14 protein-coding genes are annotated in these 14,383 nt (G+C 70.5%); 7 read left to right on the top strand and 7 right to left on the bottom strand.

Annotated elements, in window-relative coordinates:
• Nucleotides 1-6 precede the first annotated feature (6 nt).
• The 4 genes from RZO50_RS03485 to RZO50_RS03470 form a co-directional block, all read right to left on the bottom strand.
• Nucleotides 7-2,850: a molybdopterin-dependent oxidoreductase gene (locus tag RZO50_RS03485; protein WP_322598298.1), complete on the bottom strand. Its 2,844-nt coding sequence runs from the start codon at nt 2,848-2,850 to the stop codon at nt 7-9.
• On the bottom strand, nt 2,847-3,686 hold the full coding sequence (locus RZO50_RS03480) for an FAD binding domain-containing protein (protein ID WP_322598297.1): 840 nt from the start codon (nt 3,684-3,686) through the stop codon (nt 2,847-2,849). The genes RZO50_RS03485 and RZO50_RS03480 overlap by 4 nt, the downstream gene beginning before the upstream one ends.
• Nucleotides 3,687-3,823: 137 nt before the next feature.
• The gene (locus RZO50_RS03475) at nt 3,824-4,600 is read right to left on the bottom strand and encodes a nucleoside phosphorylase (protein ID WP_322598296.1); all 777 of its coding nucleotides are present in this window, start codon (nt 4,598-4,600) and stop codon (nt 3,824-3,826) included.
• A gap of 105 nt (nt 4,601-4,705) precedes the next feature.
• A complete protein-coding gene (locus tag RZO50_RS03470; protein WP_322598295.1) occupies nt 4,706-5,896 on the bottom strand; it encodes an XdhC family protein in 1,191 nt (396 codons plus the stop codon).
• Here RZO50_RS03470 and RZO50_RS03465 point away from each other — a divergent pair.
• Both RZO50_RS03465 and RZO50_RS03460 read left to right on the top strand, forming a co-directional pair.
• Nucleotides 5,895-6,476: a nucleotidyltransferase family protein gene (locus RZO50_RS03465; RefSeq protein WP_322598294.1), complete on the top strand. Its 582-nt coding sequence runs from the start codon at nt 5,895-5,897 to the stop codon at nt 6,474-6,476. The two genes, RZO50_RS03470 and RZO50_RS03465, sit on opposite strands and share 2 nt — an antisense overlap.
• 30 nt (nt 6,477-6,506) lie before the next feature.
• Nucleotides 6,507-6,719, top strand: a complete 213-nt coding sequence (locus tag RZO50_RS03460; RefSeq protein ID WP_322598293.1) for an SCO4848 family membrane protein — start codon at nt 6,507-6,509, stop codon at nt 6,717-6,719.
• 26 nt (nt 6,720-6,745) lie between these two features.
• On the opposite strand, the gene RZO50_RS03455 is transcribed toward RZO50_RS03460, so the two are convergent.
• On the bottom strand, nt 6,746-7,678 hold the full coding sequence (locus tag RZO50_RS03455; RefSeq protein WP_322598292.1) for a 2-hydroxyacid dehydrogenase: 933 nt from the start codon (nt 7,676-7,678) through the stop codon (nt 6,746-6,748).
• Between the two features lie 107 nt (nt 7,679-7,785).
• On the opposite strand from RZO50_RS03455, the gene RZO50_RS03450 reads away from it, so the two are divergent.
• Nucleotides 7,786-8,220: a DUF1761 domain-containing protein gene (locus RZO50_RS03450; RefSeq protein WP_322598291.1), complete on the top strand. Its 435-nt coding sequence runs from the start codon at nt 7,786-7,788 to the stop codon at nt 8,218-8,220.
• Between the two features lie 26 nt (nt 8,221-8,246).
• Here RZO50_RS03450 and purQ read toward each other — a convergent pair whose 3' ends face one another.
• Both purQ and purS read right to left on the bottom strand, forming a co-directional pair.
• Entirely contained in the window at nt 8,247-8,954 is a 708-nt protein-coding gene (gene purQ / locus RZO50_RS03445; RefSeq protein ID WP_322598290.1) for a phosphoribosylformylglycinamidine synthase subunit PurQ, read from the bottom strand.
• Nucleotides 8,951-9,199: a phosphoribosylformylglycinamidine synthase subunit PurS gene (gene purS / locus RZO50_RS03440; RefSeq protein WP_322598289.1), complete on the bottom strand. Its 249-nt coding sequence runs from the start codon at nt 9,197-9,199 to the stop codon at nt 8,951-8,953. Before purS ends, purQ begins: the two co-directional genes overlap by 4 nt.
• 443 nt (nt 9,200-9,642) lie before the next feature.
• Between purS and RZO50_RS03435 the strand changes: the two genes are divergently transcribed.
• The 4 genes from RZO50_RS03435 (at nt 9,643) to RZO50_RS03420 (ending at nt 14,379) form a co-directional block, all read left to right on the top strand.
• Nucleotides 9,643-10,758 (top strand): hypothetical protein, encoded by a 1,116-nt coding sequence (locus tag RZO50_RS03435; RefSeq protein ID WP_322598288.1) that lies wholly within the window; start codon nt 9,643-9,645, stop codon nt 10,756-10,758.
• 177 nt (nt 10,759-10,935) lie between these two features.
• Nucleotides 10,936-12,216, top strand: coding sequence for an extracellular solute-binding protein (locus RZO50_RS03430; RefSeq protein ID WP_322598287.1), 1,281 nt, complete (start codon nt 10,936-10,938; stop codon nt 12,214-12,216).
• 136 nt (nt 12,217-12,352) lie between these two features.
• On the top strand, nt 12,353-13,471 hold the full coding sequence (locus RZO50_RS03425; protein WP_416211525.1) for a carbohydrate ABC transporter permease: 1,119 nt from the start codon (nt 12,353-12,355) through the stop codon (nt 13,469-13,471).
• Nucleotides 13,468-14,379 carry a carbohydrate ABC transporter permease gene (locus tag RZO50_RS03420; protein ID WP_322598286.1) on the top strand — a complete coding sequence of 304 codons (912 nt, stop codon included), beginning with the start codon at nt 13,468-13,470 and terminating at the stop codon, nt 14,377-14,379. Before RZO50_RS03425 ends, RZO50_RS03420 begins: the two co-directional genes overlap by 4 nt.
• Nucleotides 14,380-14,383 lie beyond the last annotated feature (4 nt).

Below are 14,383 nucleotides of genomic sequence, written 5' to 3'. Positions count from 1 at the left end.
CTCACTTTAGCCCGACTGTGCGAGGCGCCACACGCGCTCCCGCGTGAAGGGTTGGTGGAAGGGGCGCTCGCCGAGAGCCCGCGCGATGGCATTGCCGATGGCGGGGGCCACGGGGTTGTACGGTGACTCGCTCATCGACTTCGCCCCGAACGGGCCGATCGCGTCATGGGTCTCGGCGAAGTACACCTCGGTGTCGGGGATGTCGGCCATCTGCGGCACCCGGTAGGTGCGGAAGACCGGATTCACCACGCGCCCGTCCTCGACGAGCACCTCTTCGTACAGCGCACTGCCGAGACCCTGTGCCGCACCGCCCTCGACCTGCCCGCGGCACTGGGCCGGGTTCATCACGAATCCGGCGTCGGCGGACTGGATGCTCTGCAGCACCCGCACCGTACCGGTGGAGGGGTCCACGGCGACACGCGCCGCGTGCACGTTGAAGGCGAGCGAGCGGATGTCGCCGCGCTCCCAGCCCTCCGCGACGAGCCCCTCCGGCCGCAGTTCGTCGGGCGAGGCGGCCGCCACGACCTCCGCGAACGACACCACCCGGTCGGGGGTGCGGACGCCCTCCGGCGTCACCTCGGCCGCGGCCGCCGTCGTGCCGGTGAGTGCCGCGGCCAGCGACAGCATCCGGTCGCGCAAGGCCAGGCACGCCGCGTACAGCGCCTTGCCGGCCACCGTCGTGCCCGCCGATGCGAACGCTCCCGTATCGTGCTCGACGGCATCCGTGTCGGCCTGCCACAGTCGTACGCGCTCGGCCGGCGCGGCGAACACGTCGGCGGCGATCTGCCGGTGCACCGTCGAGGTGCCGTTGCCGAATTCGGCCGTGCCCACCCCGAGCAGATAGGTGCCCGCGGGAGTGAGGGTGACCGTGGCGTGGGCGACGTGTCCGCGGGGAGCCATCGTCGAGATCATCGACGCCGCCATCCCCTCACCGACGAGCCAGCCCGCCGGGGCGTCGACGCCGTTGCCTCGGCGCAGCGCATCTTGAGCGAGGTCGAGGCACTGGTCGAGGCCGTAGCTGCCCCACGCGACATCGTCGTGGGGGTGGTCGTCCTGCAGTTCTTCGCCCTCACGCAGCGCGTTGATGCGTCGCAGATCGAACGGGTCGATCCCGAGCTTGTCGGCGAGCATGTCCATCGCCGACTCCACGCCGAGGATCACCTGACCGAGGCCGTAGCCTCGGAACGCCCCGGAGGGGACGTTGTTCGTGTAGACGGCCTCCGCGTCGATGCGCCGAGCGGGGCACCGGTAGAGCATCTGCGACTCGGCGACCGAGTGGAACATCACACCGATCGCGTGGTTGCCGTAGGCGCCGGTGTCGCTCAGCACATCGACGGTCATCGCCGTGAGTTCACCCGAGTCGGTCGCCCCGAGGGTCACCGACACCCGCATCGGATGCCGCACCGACGCCCGCTGGAACTGGTCGGTGCGGGAGAACTCGTACGCGACGCGGCGACCGGTGCGCAGGACGGCGAGCGCGACGAGATCTTCGGTGAAGATCTCCTGCTTGCCCCCGAACCCGCCGCCGACGCGCGGGGCGTAGACCCGCACCGTTTCGGGGTCGAGGTCGAGCACGTGGCACAGCTCGTCGCGGGTGAGGAAGGGGACCTGGGTCGATGAGCGGATGACCAGGCGGCCGTCGTCGTCGAGCCATCCGATCGCGCCGTGCGTCTCGAGCTGTGCGTGCGAGACCCGCGAGGTCTGCCACGTGCCGGTGACGGTCACGGCGCTGTGCGCGAGCGCGGCGTCGGGGTCGGCACCCACGGTCTTGTGCGCCGAGGCGACGACGTTCCGTGAGGCCTCGGCCACTCGATCCTCCGGCGTCCGGTCGGGGTGGAGCAGCGGCGCGCCGGGCGATCGGGCGGCCTCGGGATCGAAGACGGCGGGCAGCTCGTCGTACTCCACGACCACGGCCGCGACGGCCGCGTCCGCCGCGGTCGATGTGTCGGCGACGACGGCCGCGACCCGCTGGCCGATGTGCCGCACGACGTCGTCGAGCATCCGCATGTCGTCGGGGTCGTCGGTGCGGTGTTCGTGGCGCCCCGAGGAGTATCGGGTCGTGGGGACGTCTTCGTGGGTGTAGATCGCGACGACACCCGGGATCGCCAGCGCCGCCGAGGTGTCGATGGACCGGATGCGCGCGTGCGCCACCGGGGAGGTGACGACCTTCAGCACCAGCGCTCCGGTGGCCTCGGCGTCGAAGGTGTACGGCTCGCGGCCCTGCACGACGCGCCGGGCCGCTTCGGGCCGCGTCGAGCGCCCCACGCCGGTCCCGGATCCCTCTGTGGCCTGTTGCGTGTCCCACTTTCGGTCGGCCTGAGTGGGGTGTGCAGACGCATTGTGGGACATGGTCCCCGTGGATGCGGTGGGCTGTGCGGACGCATGGTGGGACGTGGTTCGGCCGGTCTCGCGCACCGGACCGAGGACCGCTTCCCGGATCGCCTCGCGAATGGGTCGGTACCCCGTGCACCGGCAGAGATTCCCCTTCATCTTCCGGTCGAGATCGTCCAGGTCGTGCTCGCACAGAGTGGATGCGGTCACGGCCATGCCGGGGGTGCAGAAGCCGCACTGGAACCCGAAGTTCTCCACGAGCGCCTCCTGCACCGGGTGCAGGTCGTCGCCCGGGGCGAGGCCGGCGGCCGTGGTCACCGACCGACCCTCCATGCGCGCGGCGGGGATGATGCACGAGTGCACCGGCTCGCCGTCGACGAGCACGCCGCACGCGCCGCAGTCGCCGGCGTCGCACCCCTTCTTCACCTCGGTGTGACCGTGCTCGCGCAGCAGGGTGCGCAGGCACTGACCGGGGGTGGGGTCGGCTTCGATCGCCGAACCGTTGACGTCGAACCTCACGCCGCATCCTCCAGCTGTGCCCGTACGCGCCGTGCCAGTTCGACGCTGACCCCGCGACGCCAATCGGCGGCCCCGAGCGGATCGGTGTAGTACCCGGATGCGCCGGCGACGGCATCCGCGAGGTCTGGCTCCGCGGGCAACCCGCCGAAGCGCCACACGGTGGGGGCGGCGGTCGCCGCCGTGACGGCGAACACACTCGAGCCGTCGGGGTCGACGCGACCGGTGACGACCGCCCCGGAGCGGCCGTGCTCGGCGAGGGCGATCTTCCGCAACGCGGCCCGCGAGCGCAGGGCGGTCACGGGGATCTCGATCGCGCGCAGCACCTCGCCGCGGTCGAGGGAGTTCGTGCCGTTGCCGGTGATGATGTCGGCGACCGGCTGGCGGCGCTCGGTGAACAGGGTCGTCCCGGCCTGCGGGCGGGGCGACCAGATGACGGCGACCCCGTCGAGCGCGACCGCGAGCGAGACCATGCCGGCGGCGGCGAAGGACCGGCAGACGTTGCCGCCGACGGTGGCGGTGTTCCAGATCTTGAAGGATGCCAGCAAGGCGTTGGCGGCATCGACGGCCAAAGGGGCGGCGGTCCATTCCGCCGGTGCCTCCTGCTGCGCCCATCGCACGAGCCGGGCGATCGTGCAGGTTGCGCCGATGCGCAATCCGGCGTCGGAGACCTCGAGGTCGGGCCAGCCCATCGTGGTGAGGTCGACGAAGCCGGTGGTGGTGGGCTGGGGCTCGCTCATGAGCCACGTCCCACCCGCGATCAGCGTCTCGCCCTCGATGAGGGCGAGGTCGGCGTCCGTGCGCGCGGCGCGGAAGTCGCGGATGGTCGTGATGTCCACTGAAGCCTCGGGATGTTGATCACATGAACAGGTCAGGAGAGTCAACCATCGCGTCATTACGCCGGTGTTTCGCGCGCGCGACCCCGCGCATCCCCCGCGAGCTCACCGCCGAATCGGCCGGGCCGGCATCCGCGGGGTCAGAGCGCGAGCTCGGCCGCGGTGTCGAGGGCGGCCTCGATGGAGTGCATCCAGCCCTCCTTCAGGGCCTGCTTGGTGTCGCCGTAGACCGACGCACCGTCGACGAGGTTGCTGGATGCTGCGCAGACCATCCCGGCGCGCATGCCGCGGAGGCGTGCGACGACGAACATCGCCGACGCTTCCATCTCCATGTTCAGGATGCCCATCGCGTTCAGTTCGCCGATCAGCTGCGGGGTCTCGGCGTAGAACGCGTCGCTCGAGGTGCTGATGCCGGTGTAGGCCCGCGTTCCGGCCGCCGCGGCGATACGTTCGGCGTTCCGTGCGAGCGCGAGGGTCAGCTCGGCGTCGGGCAGCGACGGGAAGCCGCGAGGCACGTACGCATCCGTCGTGCCGTCCATGCGGTAGCTGCCCTCGCTCACGAGCAGGTCGCCCGGGGCGATCCCCGACTGCAGTCCGGCCGATGACCCCACCCGGATGACGCTGGTCACCCCCACGCGGGCGAGCTCTTCGACCGCGATCGCCGTCGAGGGGCATCCCATCCCCGTGGACGTCGCCGTGATGTGGCGTCCCTTGTACCAGCCGGTCATCGTGCGGTGCTCGCGATTGTGCGCGACGTCGCGGACGTCGGTGAGGAACTCCGCGACCAGCGGCACACGGAACGGGTCACCCGGCAGCAGAGCGACGGAGGACACCTCGCCCGGTGCGATGCCGATGTGGTACTGGCGGGCGTCGCGTCCCGCCTGGGATTTGTCGACGGGTGCGGGGGTGGCGGACATGGACTCTCCTCGGGTCTGCGGCGTCGGATGCGCCGGTGTCCCCGCCCTGTGCCGCCGGTGATCGGCCGAGAGGCCATGGTTGATAGGACCGCGTTGCACGGCACGCTAGCACGACGGTGCGGGGGCCTCCGTCGTGCTGGCCGGTTCGCTGCGGGGCTCGTGCATGCGCGTGCGGCCGCGGGCGTCGTGCAGCGGGCCGGAGGTCTCCCGCAACGGCAGGCCCGTGCCGCCATGGCGGGCAGCGACGATCTCGGCCAGCGCCGCGATCGCCGTCTCGTCCGGTGAGTGTCCGCCGAGGTCCAGTCCCAGCGGCATGTGGATGCGCGCGACGGCGTCCGCCGGAACCCCCTGCTCGGCGAGGAGCTGGGTGCGGCGCGCCACGGTGCGGCGCGCCCCGAGCGCGCCGACGAAACCGGCCGGCAGCGCCAGTGCGGCCGCGAGAGCGGGGATATCGAGGCGTTCGTCGTGTGTGAGGATGCACACCGCGGTCCGCAGGTCGACGTCATCGGGGCCCTGCAGGGCGAGGTAGTCGTGGGGGGCGGCGACGACGCGCTCGGCGGCGTCGGGGAACCTCTCCGCGGTGACGAGCACATCCCACGTGTCCACGACCGTCACGGCGAAGCCGGCCGCGGTCGCCACCCGACACAGCGCCGCGGCGTGCTCGCCGCCACCGGCGATGATCAGTCGTGGCCGCGGAGCCCGGCTGAGCGCGACGACGTCCACCGTCGCGGGCGCGGAATCACCGGCCGTCACCGTCCGGTTCTCGCGGAGCAGTGCGGCGCGCGACAGGTCCGCGGCGAGCTCGGCCGGCAGCCCGACGGGATCGTGCGCGGCGACGGTCCGTCCCGCATCCGGACCGGAGGTGATCAGACCCAGGGTGATCGCCCGATCCTCGTCTTCGTGCGCGAGCACGTCGGCGACGACCGGGTCCTCGAGTGCGATGGGGTATGCGAGCACATCGATGCGCCCCCCGCATGCGAGCCCGGCGGCAGGCGCGTCGACGTCGGTGAGGCCGTAGGTGGCGCGGTGGGCCGAGCCGGTCGCGAGCGCGAGGCGCGCGAGCACCACCGCATCCGCTTCGACGCATCCACCCGAGATCGACCCGATCACCTCGCCCTGCGCGGTGACGGCCATCGACGCGCCGACGCCGCGCGGCGCGCTCCCGGGCACGCCGATCACCGTGACCACTCCGAGGCGTTCGCCCGCGCGGAGGCGTCGATGCGCCTCGGAACCCAAGCCCAGCATGCGGTCACGGTACTCCGGTCGTGTTTCGGGCGCGCTACGCTTCGACGCCATGGACGCTCCTGTCGCCCCGATCGTGGGACTCGTGCTGGCCGCGGGGGCCGGCACCCGGTTCGGTGGACCGAAGGGCCTGGCGCGAGACACCGCCGGCGCACCGTGGGTGGCGCGAGCGGTCGACACCCTCCGACGCGGAGGCTGCGAGCGGGTGGTGGTGGCGGTGGGAGCGCGGGCCGACGACGTCGCGGCGCTCGTGCCCCCGGGTGTCGAGGTCGTGCGGATCGCGGCGTGGGCGGACGGGCTGTCGGCGACGCTGCGTACGGGCCTCGTCGCCGCCGCGTCGCCGGCCACCCGGGTCGCCGCGGTCGTGATCCTCCCCGTCGACGTCCCCGATGCGCCGTCTTCCGCGGTGCGCCGGGTCATCGCCGCGGCCGAGGGCGACGCCTCGGCCGCGCTCGTCCAGGCGACCTACCAGGGGGACCCGGGGCATCCCGTGCTGATCGGTGCCGCCCACGTGCCGGCCGTCGCCGAGTCGGTGACGGGAGATGACGGGGCGCGCCTCTACCTGCGCTCCCACGGCGCGACCCGCGTCGAGTGCGGCGACCTCTGGTCGGGCGCCGACATCGACTCCCGCTGAGTCGTGTCACCCGCCGGGTAGCGTGGTGGGGTGGAGATCTTCGCGGCCGCCGTCCTGTTCGTCAACGCGCTGTTCAACGTCGTGGTGTGGCCGCGCTTCTACCCGCGCATCGCCAATGACGCCCGTGCCACCGATGCCCACGGGAAGCGCACGGCCTTCTATCGGGTGCACGTGATCCTGATCGCCTCGGCGATCGTGCTGGCAGCCGTGTCCGTGGTGGCAGGAGTCCTGGTCCTCCTCTGACGAACCCGCCCCGCGACGACGAGGCATCAGCCGCCGAACACGACGTTGAGCGGCTCCTCCCCTGCCACGAGGCGCTCGATCTGGGTGCGCACGAGCCGCGAGATGCGCGGCGTCATCGCCGTCGACGCTCCGCCGACGTGCGGCACGATGAGCACCCCCGGCAGCGTCCACAGCGGATGACCGGTCGGCAGCGGCTCGGGGTCGGTGACATCGAGTGCCGCGCGGATCCGTCCGCGGGTGATGTGGTCGACGAGCGCGTCGGTGTCGATGAGCGGTCCGCGCCCGACATTGACGACGAGGGCGTCGTCGGGAAGCGCGGTGAGGAACGCATCGTCGATGATGTGGTGGGTCGACGCGCCCCCGGGCAGTGACGTGATGACGATGTCCGTGGTCGGCAGGAGGTCCGGAAGATCATCGACGTCGTGCACTCGCAGGCCGTCTTCGGTCCGGGCCCGCGAAGCCACCGGGACGATCTCGACCTCGAAGCCCGCCAATCGGGCGGCGATGGCCTTTCCGACGCCGCCGTATCCGAGCAGCATCACGCGCCGGTCCGCCAGGCTCGGTGCCACGAACGGCTCCCACCGTCCATGCGCCTGGGTTCGCGCGAAACGATCGATTCCGCGCTGCGCGGCGATCGCGAGCCCGACGGCGAGCTCGGCCGTCGAGGTCTCGTGCACGCTGGATGCGTTCGCGAACCGCATGCCGGCGGGAAGGAGGTCAGCCACGCCTTCGTATCCGATCGATTGCGACTGCACCAGGCCGACCTCGATCCCGGCGAGGTGATCGAGCACCGACTTCATGGACATGTACGGCGGCACGACCATGTCGAATCGGTTCTGGGGAGCCGGCCCGTCCATGGGCCAGATGACCACCTCGACGCCGTCGGGCAACGGTCGGATGTCGGTGGCGAGGCGCTCGGTGGGCACGCTGACGACGAGGGGGGTGCTTCCGGAAGTCACCTCGCCACGCTATCGCGCGGACGGCGGCGTCCGGGCGGATGCGCGCGGGCCGGCTGGCCGATACGCTCGCGCCGAGGGCGCCGTCGGCGCTGCGCGAGGAGGCCGATATGACCATTCCCGAGATCAACTACTGGGCAGTGCTGCTCGCCACGGCTTCGAGCATGGTTGTGGGCTCGATCTGGTACGCACCCCGCGTGTTCGGCACGCGGTGGGCGGCGCTGGCGAAGGTCGACATGGACCGCCCTGCGGCGACCGCACTGTGGCCCATCATCACGACGGTCATCGTGAGCTTCGTCACCGCGTGGGTGCTGGCGGGAGCCGCCACGATCGCCTGGCATTTCTCCGGTGGGGGCTACCTGTGGGCCGCGGTGGCGACGTCGGTCATCCTGTGGGCCGGATTCACCGCGGCGCGCTTCATCACCCATGACGCGTTCGAGGGTCGCCCGACGTCATTGACGGTGATGAACATCGCGCACGAACTGGTGACGGTCGCGGTGATGGCGGTCATCATCGGCGTGTGGCCCCCCGCCGGAACGGTCTGACCAGCGGCCTCCGACGCGCGTCGTCGTCAGGCGGCGGAGGCGACCAGCGCGGCGACGGCCGACGTGAAGACGGTGAGCCCGTCGACGCCCGAGCGCATGGCTGCGGTCGTGTCGGGGCCGAAGCCGGCCTCGACCGCGTGCTCGGGGTGCGGCATCAGCCCGACCACGTTGCCCCGCTCGTTCGTGAGGCCGGCGATGTCGTTGAGCGAGCCGTTGGGGTTCACGCCCATGTAGCGGAAGGCCACCTGCCCCTCGCCTTCGATACGCGCGAGGGTGTCGGCGTCGGCGGTGTACCCGCCATCGGCATTCTTGAGCGGGATCACGATCTCCTGCTCGGCGGTGAACTGCGACGTCCAGACGGTGTCCGTGTTCTCGACGCGCAGGCGCTGGTCGCGCCGGATGAACTGCTGGTGGGCATTCCGGATGAGCCCTCCGGGCAGCAGGTGCGCCTCGACGAGCATCTGGAAGCCGTTGCAGATGCCCAGCACCGGCATCCCCGTTGCCGCGGCGCTCTTGACCTCGGTCATGATCGGGGCGAGGGCCGCGATCGCCCCCGCACGCAGGTAGTCGCCGTAGCTGAATCCGCCCGGGAGGACGAGCGCGTCGACACCGTCGAGGTCGTGTGAACCGTGCCACAGGGCAACGGGCTCGGCGCCCGCGAGGGAGACGGCGCGTCGGGCGTCGGCGTCGTCGAGGGATCCGGGGAAGGTGATGACCCCGATGCGGGTGGTCACTCGACGACCTCGATGCCCACGACGTCTTCGATCACCGCGTTGGAGAGGATCTCGTCGGCGACCTTGCGGGCCGCGGCGAGGACCTCGTCGGTGACCTCGCCGTCGACGGCGAGCTCGAAGCGCTTGCCGATGCGTACATCGGAGAAATCAGCGATGCCGAGGCGGCTGAGCGCCCCGGAGACGGCCTTCCCCTGCGGGTCCAGCAGCTCGGCCTTGGGCATGACGTCGACGACGATGGTGGGCATACGAGGCTCCGGATGTCGCGGGCAGGGGAACGCCACCATCCTATCGGCGCGCGCGTCAGGCGTGAGCCCGCGAGGATCATGCGGGGGAGCGGGGGAGAGGGTGTGGCCGCGGCCCCCCGCCGCGGCCACACCCTGCCGAAGGCCGCTTGTCCCCCCGGACAGCCGGTGCCTCCGCCGTCGGCGCGCGAAGGAGCCGACAGTCTGGTTCGCCGCCGGGTCGCCCGCGCGGACGGTGAGAACTCTCCGTGTCCGGGGCGGTGCCGGCGACGACAGCGTCAAGTCAACGTGAGGTGGGCCGGTCCTCTCGAATCGAGGGCCGATTCCGGACACTTCCGGACACCCCGGCGCGGGCCGGTCGGGTGAGAGGGCGCCGCGTCCCGCCCTGTCCGCCGTCTGACGTAGCATCTCCTCACACGGGCTGCCGGGGGGCGTCGGGAGAGACGATGACAGACGAGATGAGCGGGAGCGCGCGCCGGTCGGCGCCGTTCGACGAGATCGCCGCCGACTTGCAGCGGCTCCGGATCGAGTCCGGCGACGTGTCGTATGCCGAGATCGCCACACGGATCGCGGACCGTCGCGAGGCGGACGGCATGAGCCCCGCCGGCGCGCGGATCGCGCGCTCGACCGTGTACGACGTGTTCCGGCCCGGGCGTCGTCGGATCAACGCGGACCTGGTCGCGGAGATCGTCGTCGCCCTCGGGGCGGATGAGCAGGAGGCCGCGGCGTGGCGCCGCCGATGCATCGCGGCCCGGGTCGCTGCTGCCGACGCGTCGGCGGAGTCGGAGAGGTCCGCGTCCCACGTCCGCGACGCCACGGAGGCGCGAGACGGCCATGGCGAACCGGTGACGTCGCCCTCCGCGGTCATTCCCCACGCCCGGGCAGGCGACGGCGAGCACGACGATCCCGACCTCCCGCGCGCGGGGGGCGCCGACGGACCGAGCGTCGCCACGCTCCGGCTCGGCGTGATCGTGGCGCTCATGGTGGGGTCGGTGTTCCTCAACCTCTTCGGGACGGCGGTGCACGGGGCCCTCGATCTGCCCGTGTTCCTCGACATGATCGGCACCGCCACGACGGCGTTCGTCCTCGGGCCGTGGTACGGGGTCGTCGTCGGAGTGGTCACCAACGCCCTCGGCGCGATCGTCACCTCACCCGAGACGGTCCTCTTCGGCTTGGTCAACGCCACGGGTGCGGTGCTGTGGGGCTACGGGATGCGGACATTCGCGCGGACCGTGCCGCGCTTCATCCTGCTGAACATGCTCGTCGCACTTGCGTGCACCCTCGTCGCGGTGCCCCTGAACGGACTGCTCTACGACGGCGACCGATCCGGCCACGCGACCGACGCCTACATCACCGCCCTGCGCACCGCGCAGGGAATGTGGCTCGCGCTGTTCTCCGTCAACTTCCTCGCTTCGCTGGTGGACAAGATGATCGCGGGCTTCGTCGCCCTGGGCCTTGCGCGCCTCGTCACGCCCTTGCAGTTGAGCGGCAGGACGATCTCGCCGCTTCTCCTCCCGCGGCGCGGGCGGCCCCGACGCGATGATTCCGTCGATGGCATATAGCGCGGGATCATCCCGCCGCGACCCGTGATGCAACTGTGACTCAACGAGTGGGAGCGCTCTCTTGACATTGTGAGAGCGCTCCCGTAGCGTCTCCTGTCAGTCGGTGAGAGCGCTCTCACACGTGGGGCAGCGAACTTCCGACGCACACCAAGACCCACACCACAAAGGAGTGATCCCGTGAAATCACGCGCCATGCGCCGCACCGCTGTCGCGGCAGCCGCGGCTTCCGCCACCGCCCTGGTCCTCGCCGGCTGCGCCGGTGGATCCGACTCGTCGAGCGGCGGGTCCGGCGACGAAGAGGTCGAACTGACCATCGCGACGTTCAACGACTTCGGCTACACCGACGAACTCCTGCAGGAGTACATGGACGAGAACCCGAACGTCACGATCGTCCACAACCGTGCCGCCACGTCGAACGACGCGCGCGCCAACTACTTCCAGAAGCTCGGCAAGACCGGCCTGGCCGACATCGAGGCCATCGAGGTCGACTGGCTGCCCGAGGTCATGGCGTACTCCGACCTGCTCGCCCCGGTCCCCACCGACCTGACCGACCGCTGGCTCGACTGGAAGGTCGAAGCAGCCACCGACGCCGACGGCAACCTCATCGGCTACGGAACCGACATCGGTCCCGAAGGCGTCTGCTACCGCTCCGACCTGTTCGCCGAGGCGGGCCTGCCGACCGACCGCGACGAGGTCGCCGCGATGCTCGAGGGCGATTGGTCGACCTACTTCGACATGGGCGCACAGTACGTCGAGGCCACGGGGAACGCCTTCTTCGACTCCGCCGGGGGCACCTACCAGGGCATGGTGAACCAGCTTCCCGCCGCCTACGAGGACCCCGAGACCGGCGAGATCATCGCCACCGAGAACCCCGAGGTCTCGGAGATCTACAACCAGGTGCTCGACGCGAGCGCCGACCAGTCGGCGCACCTCGGCCAGTGGTCCGACGACTGGTTCGCCGGTCTGTCCAACGGTGCCTTCGCCACGATGCTCTGCCCGGGCTGGATGCTCGGTGTGATCGAGGGCAACGCGGCCGACACCACCGGCTGGGACATCGCGGACGTGTTCCCGAACGGCGGCGGCAACTGGGGCGGCTCGTACCTGACCGTTCCGGGCAACGGCGCGAACGTCGAGGCCGCTCAGGCCCTCGCCGACTGGCTGACCGCTCCGGAGCAGCAGGTCAAGGCGTTCGAGGCGGCCGGAACCTTCCCGAGCCAGAACGACGCGCTCACCGACCCGACGCTGCTCGACGCCACCAACGCGTACTTCAACGACGCGCCGGTCGGCACGATCCTCAGCGACCGTGCGAACGCCGTGACGGTGTCGCCGTTCAAGGGTGAGTACTACTTCCAGATCAACGACGCGATGCAGCAGGCGCTGACCCGCGTGGAAGACGGCACGCAGGACGCGCAGACCTCGTGGGACCAGTGGGTCTCCGAAGTCGAGCTGATCGGCTGACACCCGCCGCACCCCTCGCCGGGAAGGGTGCGCACCCGACCCCCGCGCGCGTGGACCCCACGCACGCCGGGGAGGGTGCGCACCCGGACCGGACCCCCTGAACCCGCTGCACCGCACGCATGAATCGAGGACCGTCGTGACCGCGACAACCACGCCGCCGAAGGCCACGGGCCGACGTGGCGAGACGCCCAAGCCGCCCGAGCCGCAGCGCTCGGTGAAGCGCATCGCGTTCGGGCACAAGCTGAGCCGGTGGGACCTGAAGCTCTCCCCCTACCTCTACATCTCGCCCTTCTTCATCCTGTTCGCGATCGTCGGCCTGTTCCCGATCGCCTACACCGCGGTCATCTCGTTCATGGACTGGGACCTCGTCCGCAACTCCGGCGAGTTCATCGGCTTCGAGCAGTACGGCTGGATCCTCGGGAACCCGAAGTTCTGGATCGCGCTGCGCAACACCTTCAGCATCTTCCTGCTGTCGTCGATCCCGCAGCTGATCGCCGCGATCTTCATCGCCGCGATGCTGGATCAGAACATCCGCGCCAAGACCTTCTGGCGCATGGGGGTCCTCGTCCCCTACGTGATGGCGCCCGTCGCCGTCGCCCTCATCTTCAGCAACCTGTTCGGCGACCAGTACGGACTGGTCAACACCACGCTGCAGAACCTCGGCCTTCCCGCCGTGCAGTGGCACTCGGATGCCTTCGCCAGCCACATCGCGATCGCCACAATGGTGAACTTCCGCTGGACCGGCTACAACACGCTCATCCTCCTGGCCGCGATGCAGGCCATCCCGCGCGACTACTACGAGGCCGCCACGGTGGACGGCGCGAGCAAGCCGCGTCAGTTCTTCTCCATCACCGTGCCGAGCCTCCGCCCCACGCTGATCTTCGTGATCATCACCTCCACCATCGGGGGGCTGCAGATCTTCGACGAGCCGCGCATGTACGACCAGTACGGCACCGGCGGGCCGAACTCGCAGTGGCTGACGATCACCCTGTGGCTCTACAACATCGGCTGGGGCGAGTGGAACTTCGGCCGTGCCGCCGCCCTCGCGTGGATCCTGTTCATCATCATCCTGCTCATCGGCGTCATCAATCTCTTCGTCACGCAGGGGCTGGTGCGCACCGAAGGCACGCGCGCCACCCAGACCAGATCCGAACGACGCGCCGCCGCCCGCGCTGCGAAGCTCGCCGTTCAGAGCGACGCCCGTGCGCGCGCCCTGGCGCCCGCCGCAGGCCAGACCCGAGAGGACGAGCGATGAGCACCACCACTCCTCCCGTCACCATCGCCGACGACGGCATCCCCGCCGAGGAGAAGCCGCGGCGCCGGCGGCCCCGCGCGATCCGCGGGTCACGGCCCGGCTGGTTCGTCTACGGCGCGCTGGCGATCGTGCTCGGCGGGTCCCTGTTCCCCTTCTACTGGTCGTTCCTCATCGGATCGGGCGATGCCTCCACCATCCGCGACCCCAACATGTCGTGGCTTCCCGGTGGCAACTTCATCGACAACGCGCTCGCGGTCGTCAACGACCCGGCGGTGAACTTCTGGCTCGCCCTGTGGAACTCCATCTACAGCTCGGCGCTGATCGCGCTGTCGGTCGTGTTCTTCTCGACCCTCGCCGGATGGGCCTTCGCCAAACTGAAGTTCAAGGGCGCCAACTGGCTCCTCGTCTTCGTGATCGCCACGATGGCCGTGCCCATGCAGCTGGGCGTCGTGCCGCTGTACATCCTGTTCTCCGAGCTGGGTTGGACCGGGCAGATCGGCGCGATCATCGTGCCGGCGCTCGTGACGGCGTTCGGGGTGTTCTGGATGACGCAGTATCTCCGACAGTCGGTTCCGGATGAGCTCATCGAGGCCGCCCGTGTCGACGGTGCCACCTCCTTCCGCACCTTCCGCACGATCGGTCTGCCCGCCGCGCGACCGGCCGCGGCGATGCTCGGCCTGTTCACGTTCGTCACGGCCTGGAACAACTTCTTCTGGCCCTTCATCGTGCTCGACCGCCAGAACCCGACCCTCCCCGTGGCCCTGTCCTTGCTGCAGTCCAACTACTTCGTCGACTACTCGATCGTCCTCGCGGGGGTTCTGCTCGCGACGATCCCGCTGCTGATCCTGTTCGTCTTCGTCGGCAAGCAGCTGGTGAGCGGCATCATGGCGGGAGCGGTGAAGGGATGAGCAC

The organism is Microbacterium xanthum (genome assembly GCF_034531355.1).
GTDB lineage: Bacteria > Actinomycetota > Actinomycetes > Actinomycetales > Microbacteriaceae > Microbacterium > Microbacterium xanthum.
The sequence above is the reverse complement of the archived record's forward strand: the minus strand, read 5'-3'. Positions and strand labels throughout refer to the sequence as shown.

Bases quoted from the DNA above. Each gene is read 5' to 3' on its own strand.
- purS (WP_322598289.1), bottom strand. From the start codon at position 9,199: ATGCCCACCATCGTCGTCGACGTCATGCCCAAGGCCGAGCTGCTGGAC.
- RZO50_RS03470 (WP_322598295.1), bottom strand. From the start codon at position 5,896: ATGGCGTCGAAGCGTAGCGCGCCCGAAACACGACCGGAGTACCGTGAC.
- RZO50_RS03435 (WP_322598288.1), top strand. From the start codon at position 9,643: ATGACAGACGAGATGAGCGGGAGCGCGCGCCGGTCGGCGCCGTTCGAC.
- RZO50_RS03420 (WP_322598286.1), top strand. From the start codon at position 13,468: ATGAGCACCACCACTCCTCCCGTCACCATCGCCGACGACGGCATCCCC.
- RZO50_RS03465 (WP_322598294.1), top strand. From the start codon at position 5,895: ATGGACGCTCCTGTCGCCCCGATCGTGGGACTCGTGCTGGCCGCGGGG.
- RZO50_RS03475 (WP_322598296.1), bottom strand. From the start codon at position 4,600: ATGTCCGCCACCCCCGCACCCGTCGACAAATCCCAGGCGGGACGCGAC.
- RZO50_RS03450 (WP_322598291.1), top strand. From the start codon at position 7,786: ATGACCATTCCCGAGATCAACTACTGGGCAGTGCTGCTCGCCACGGCT.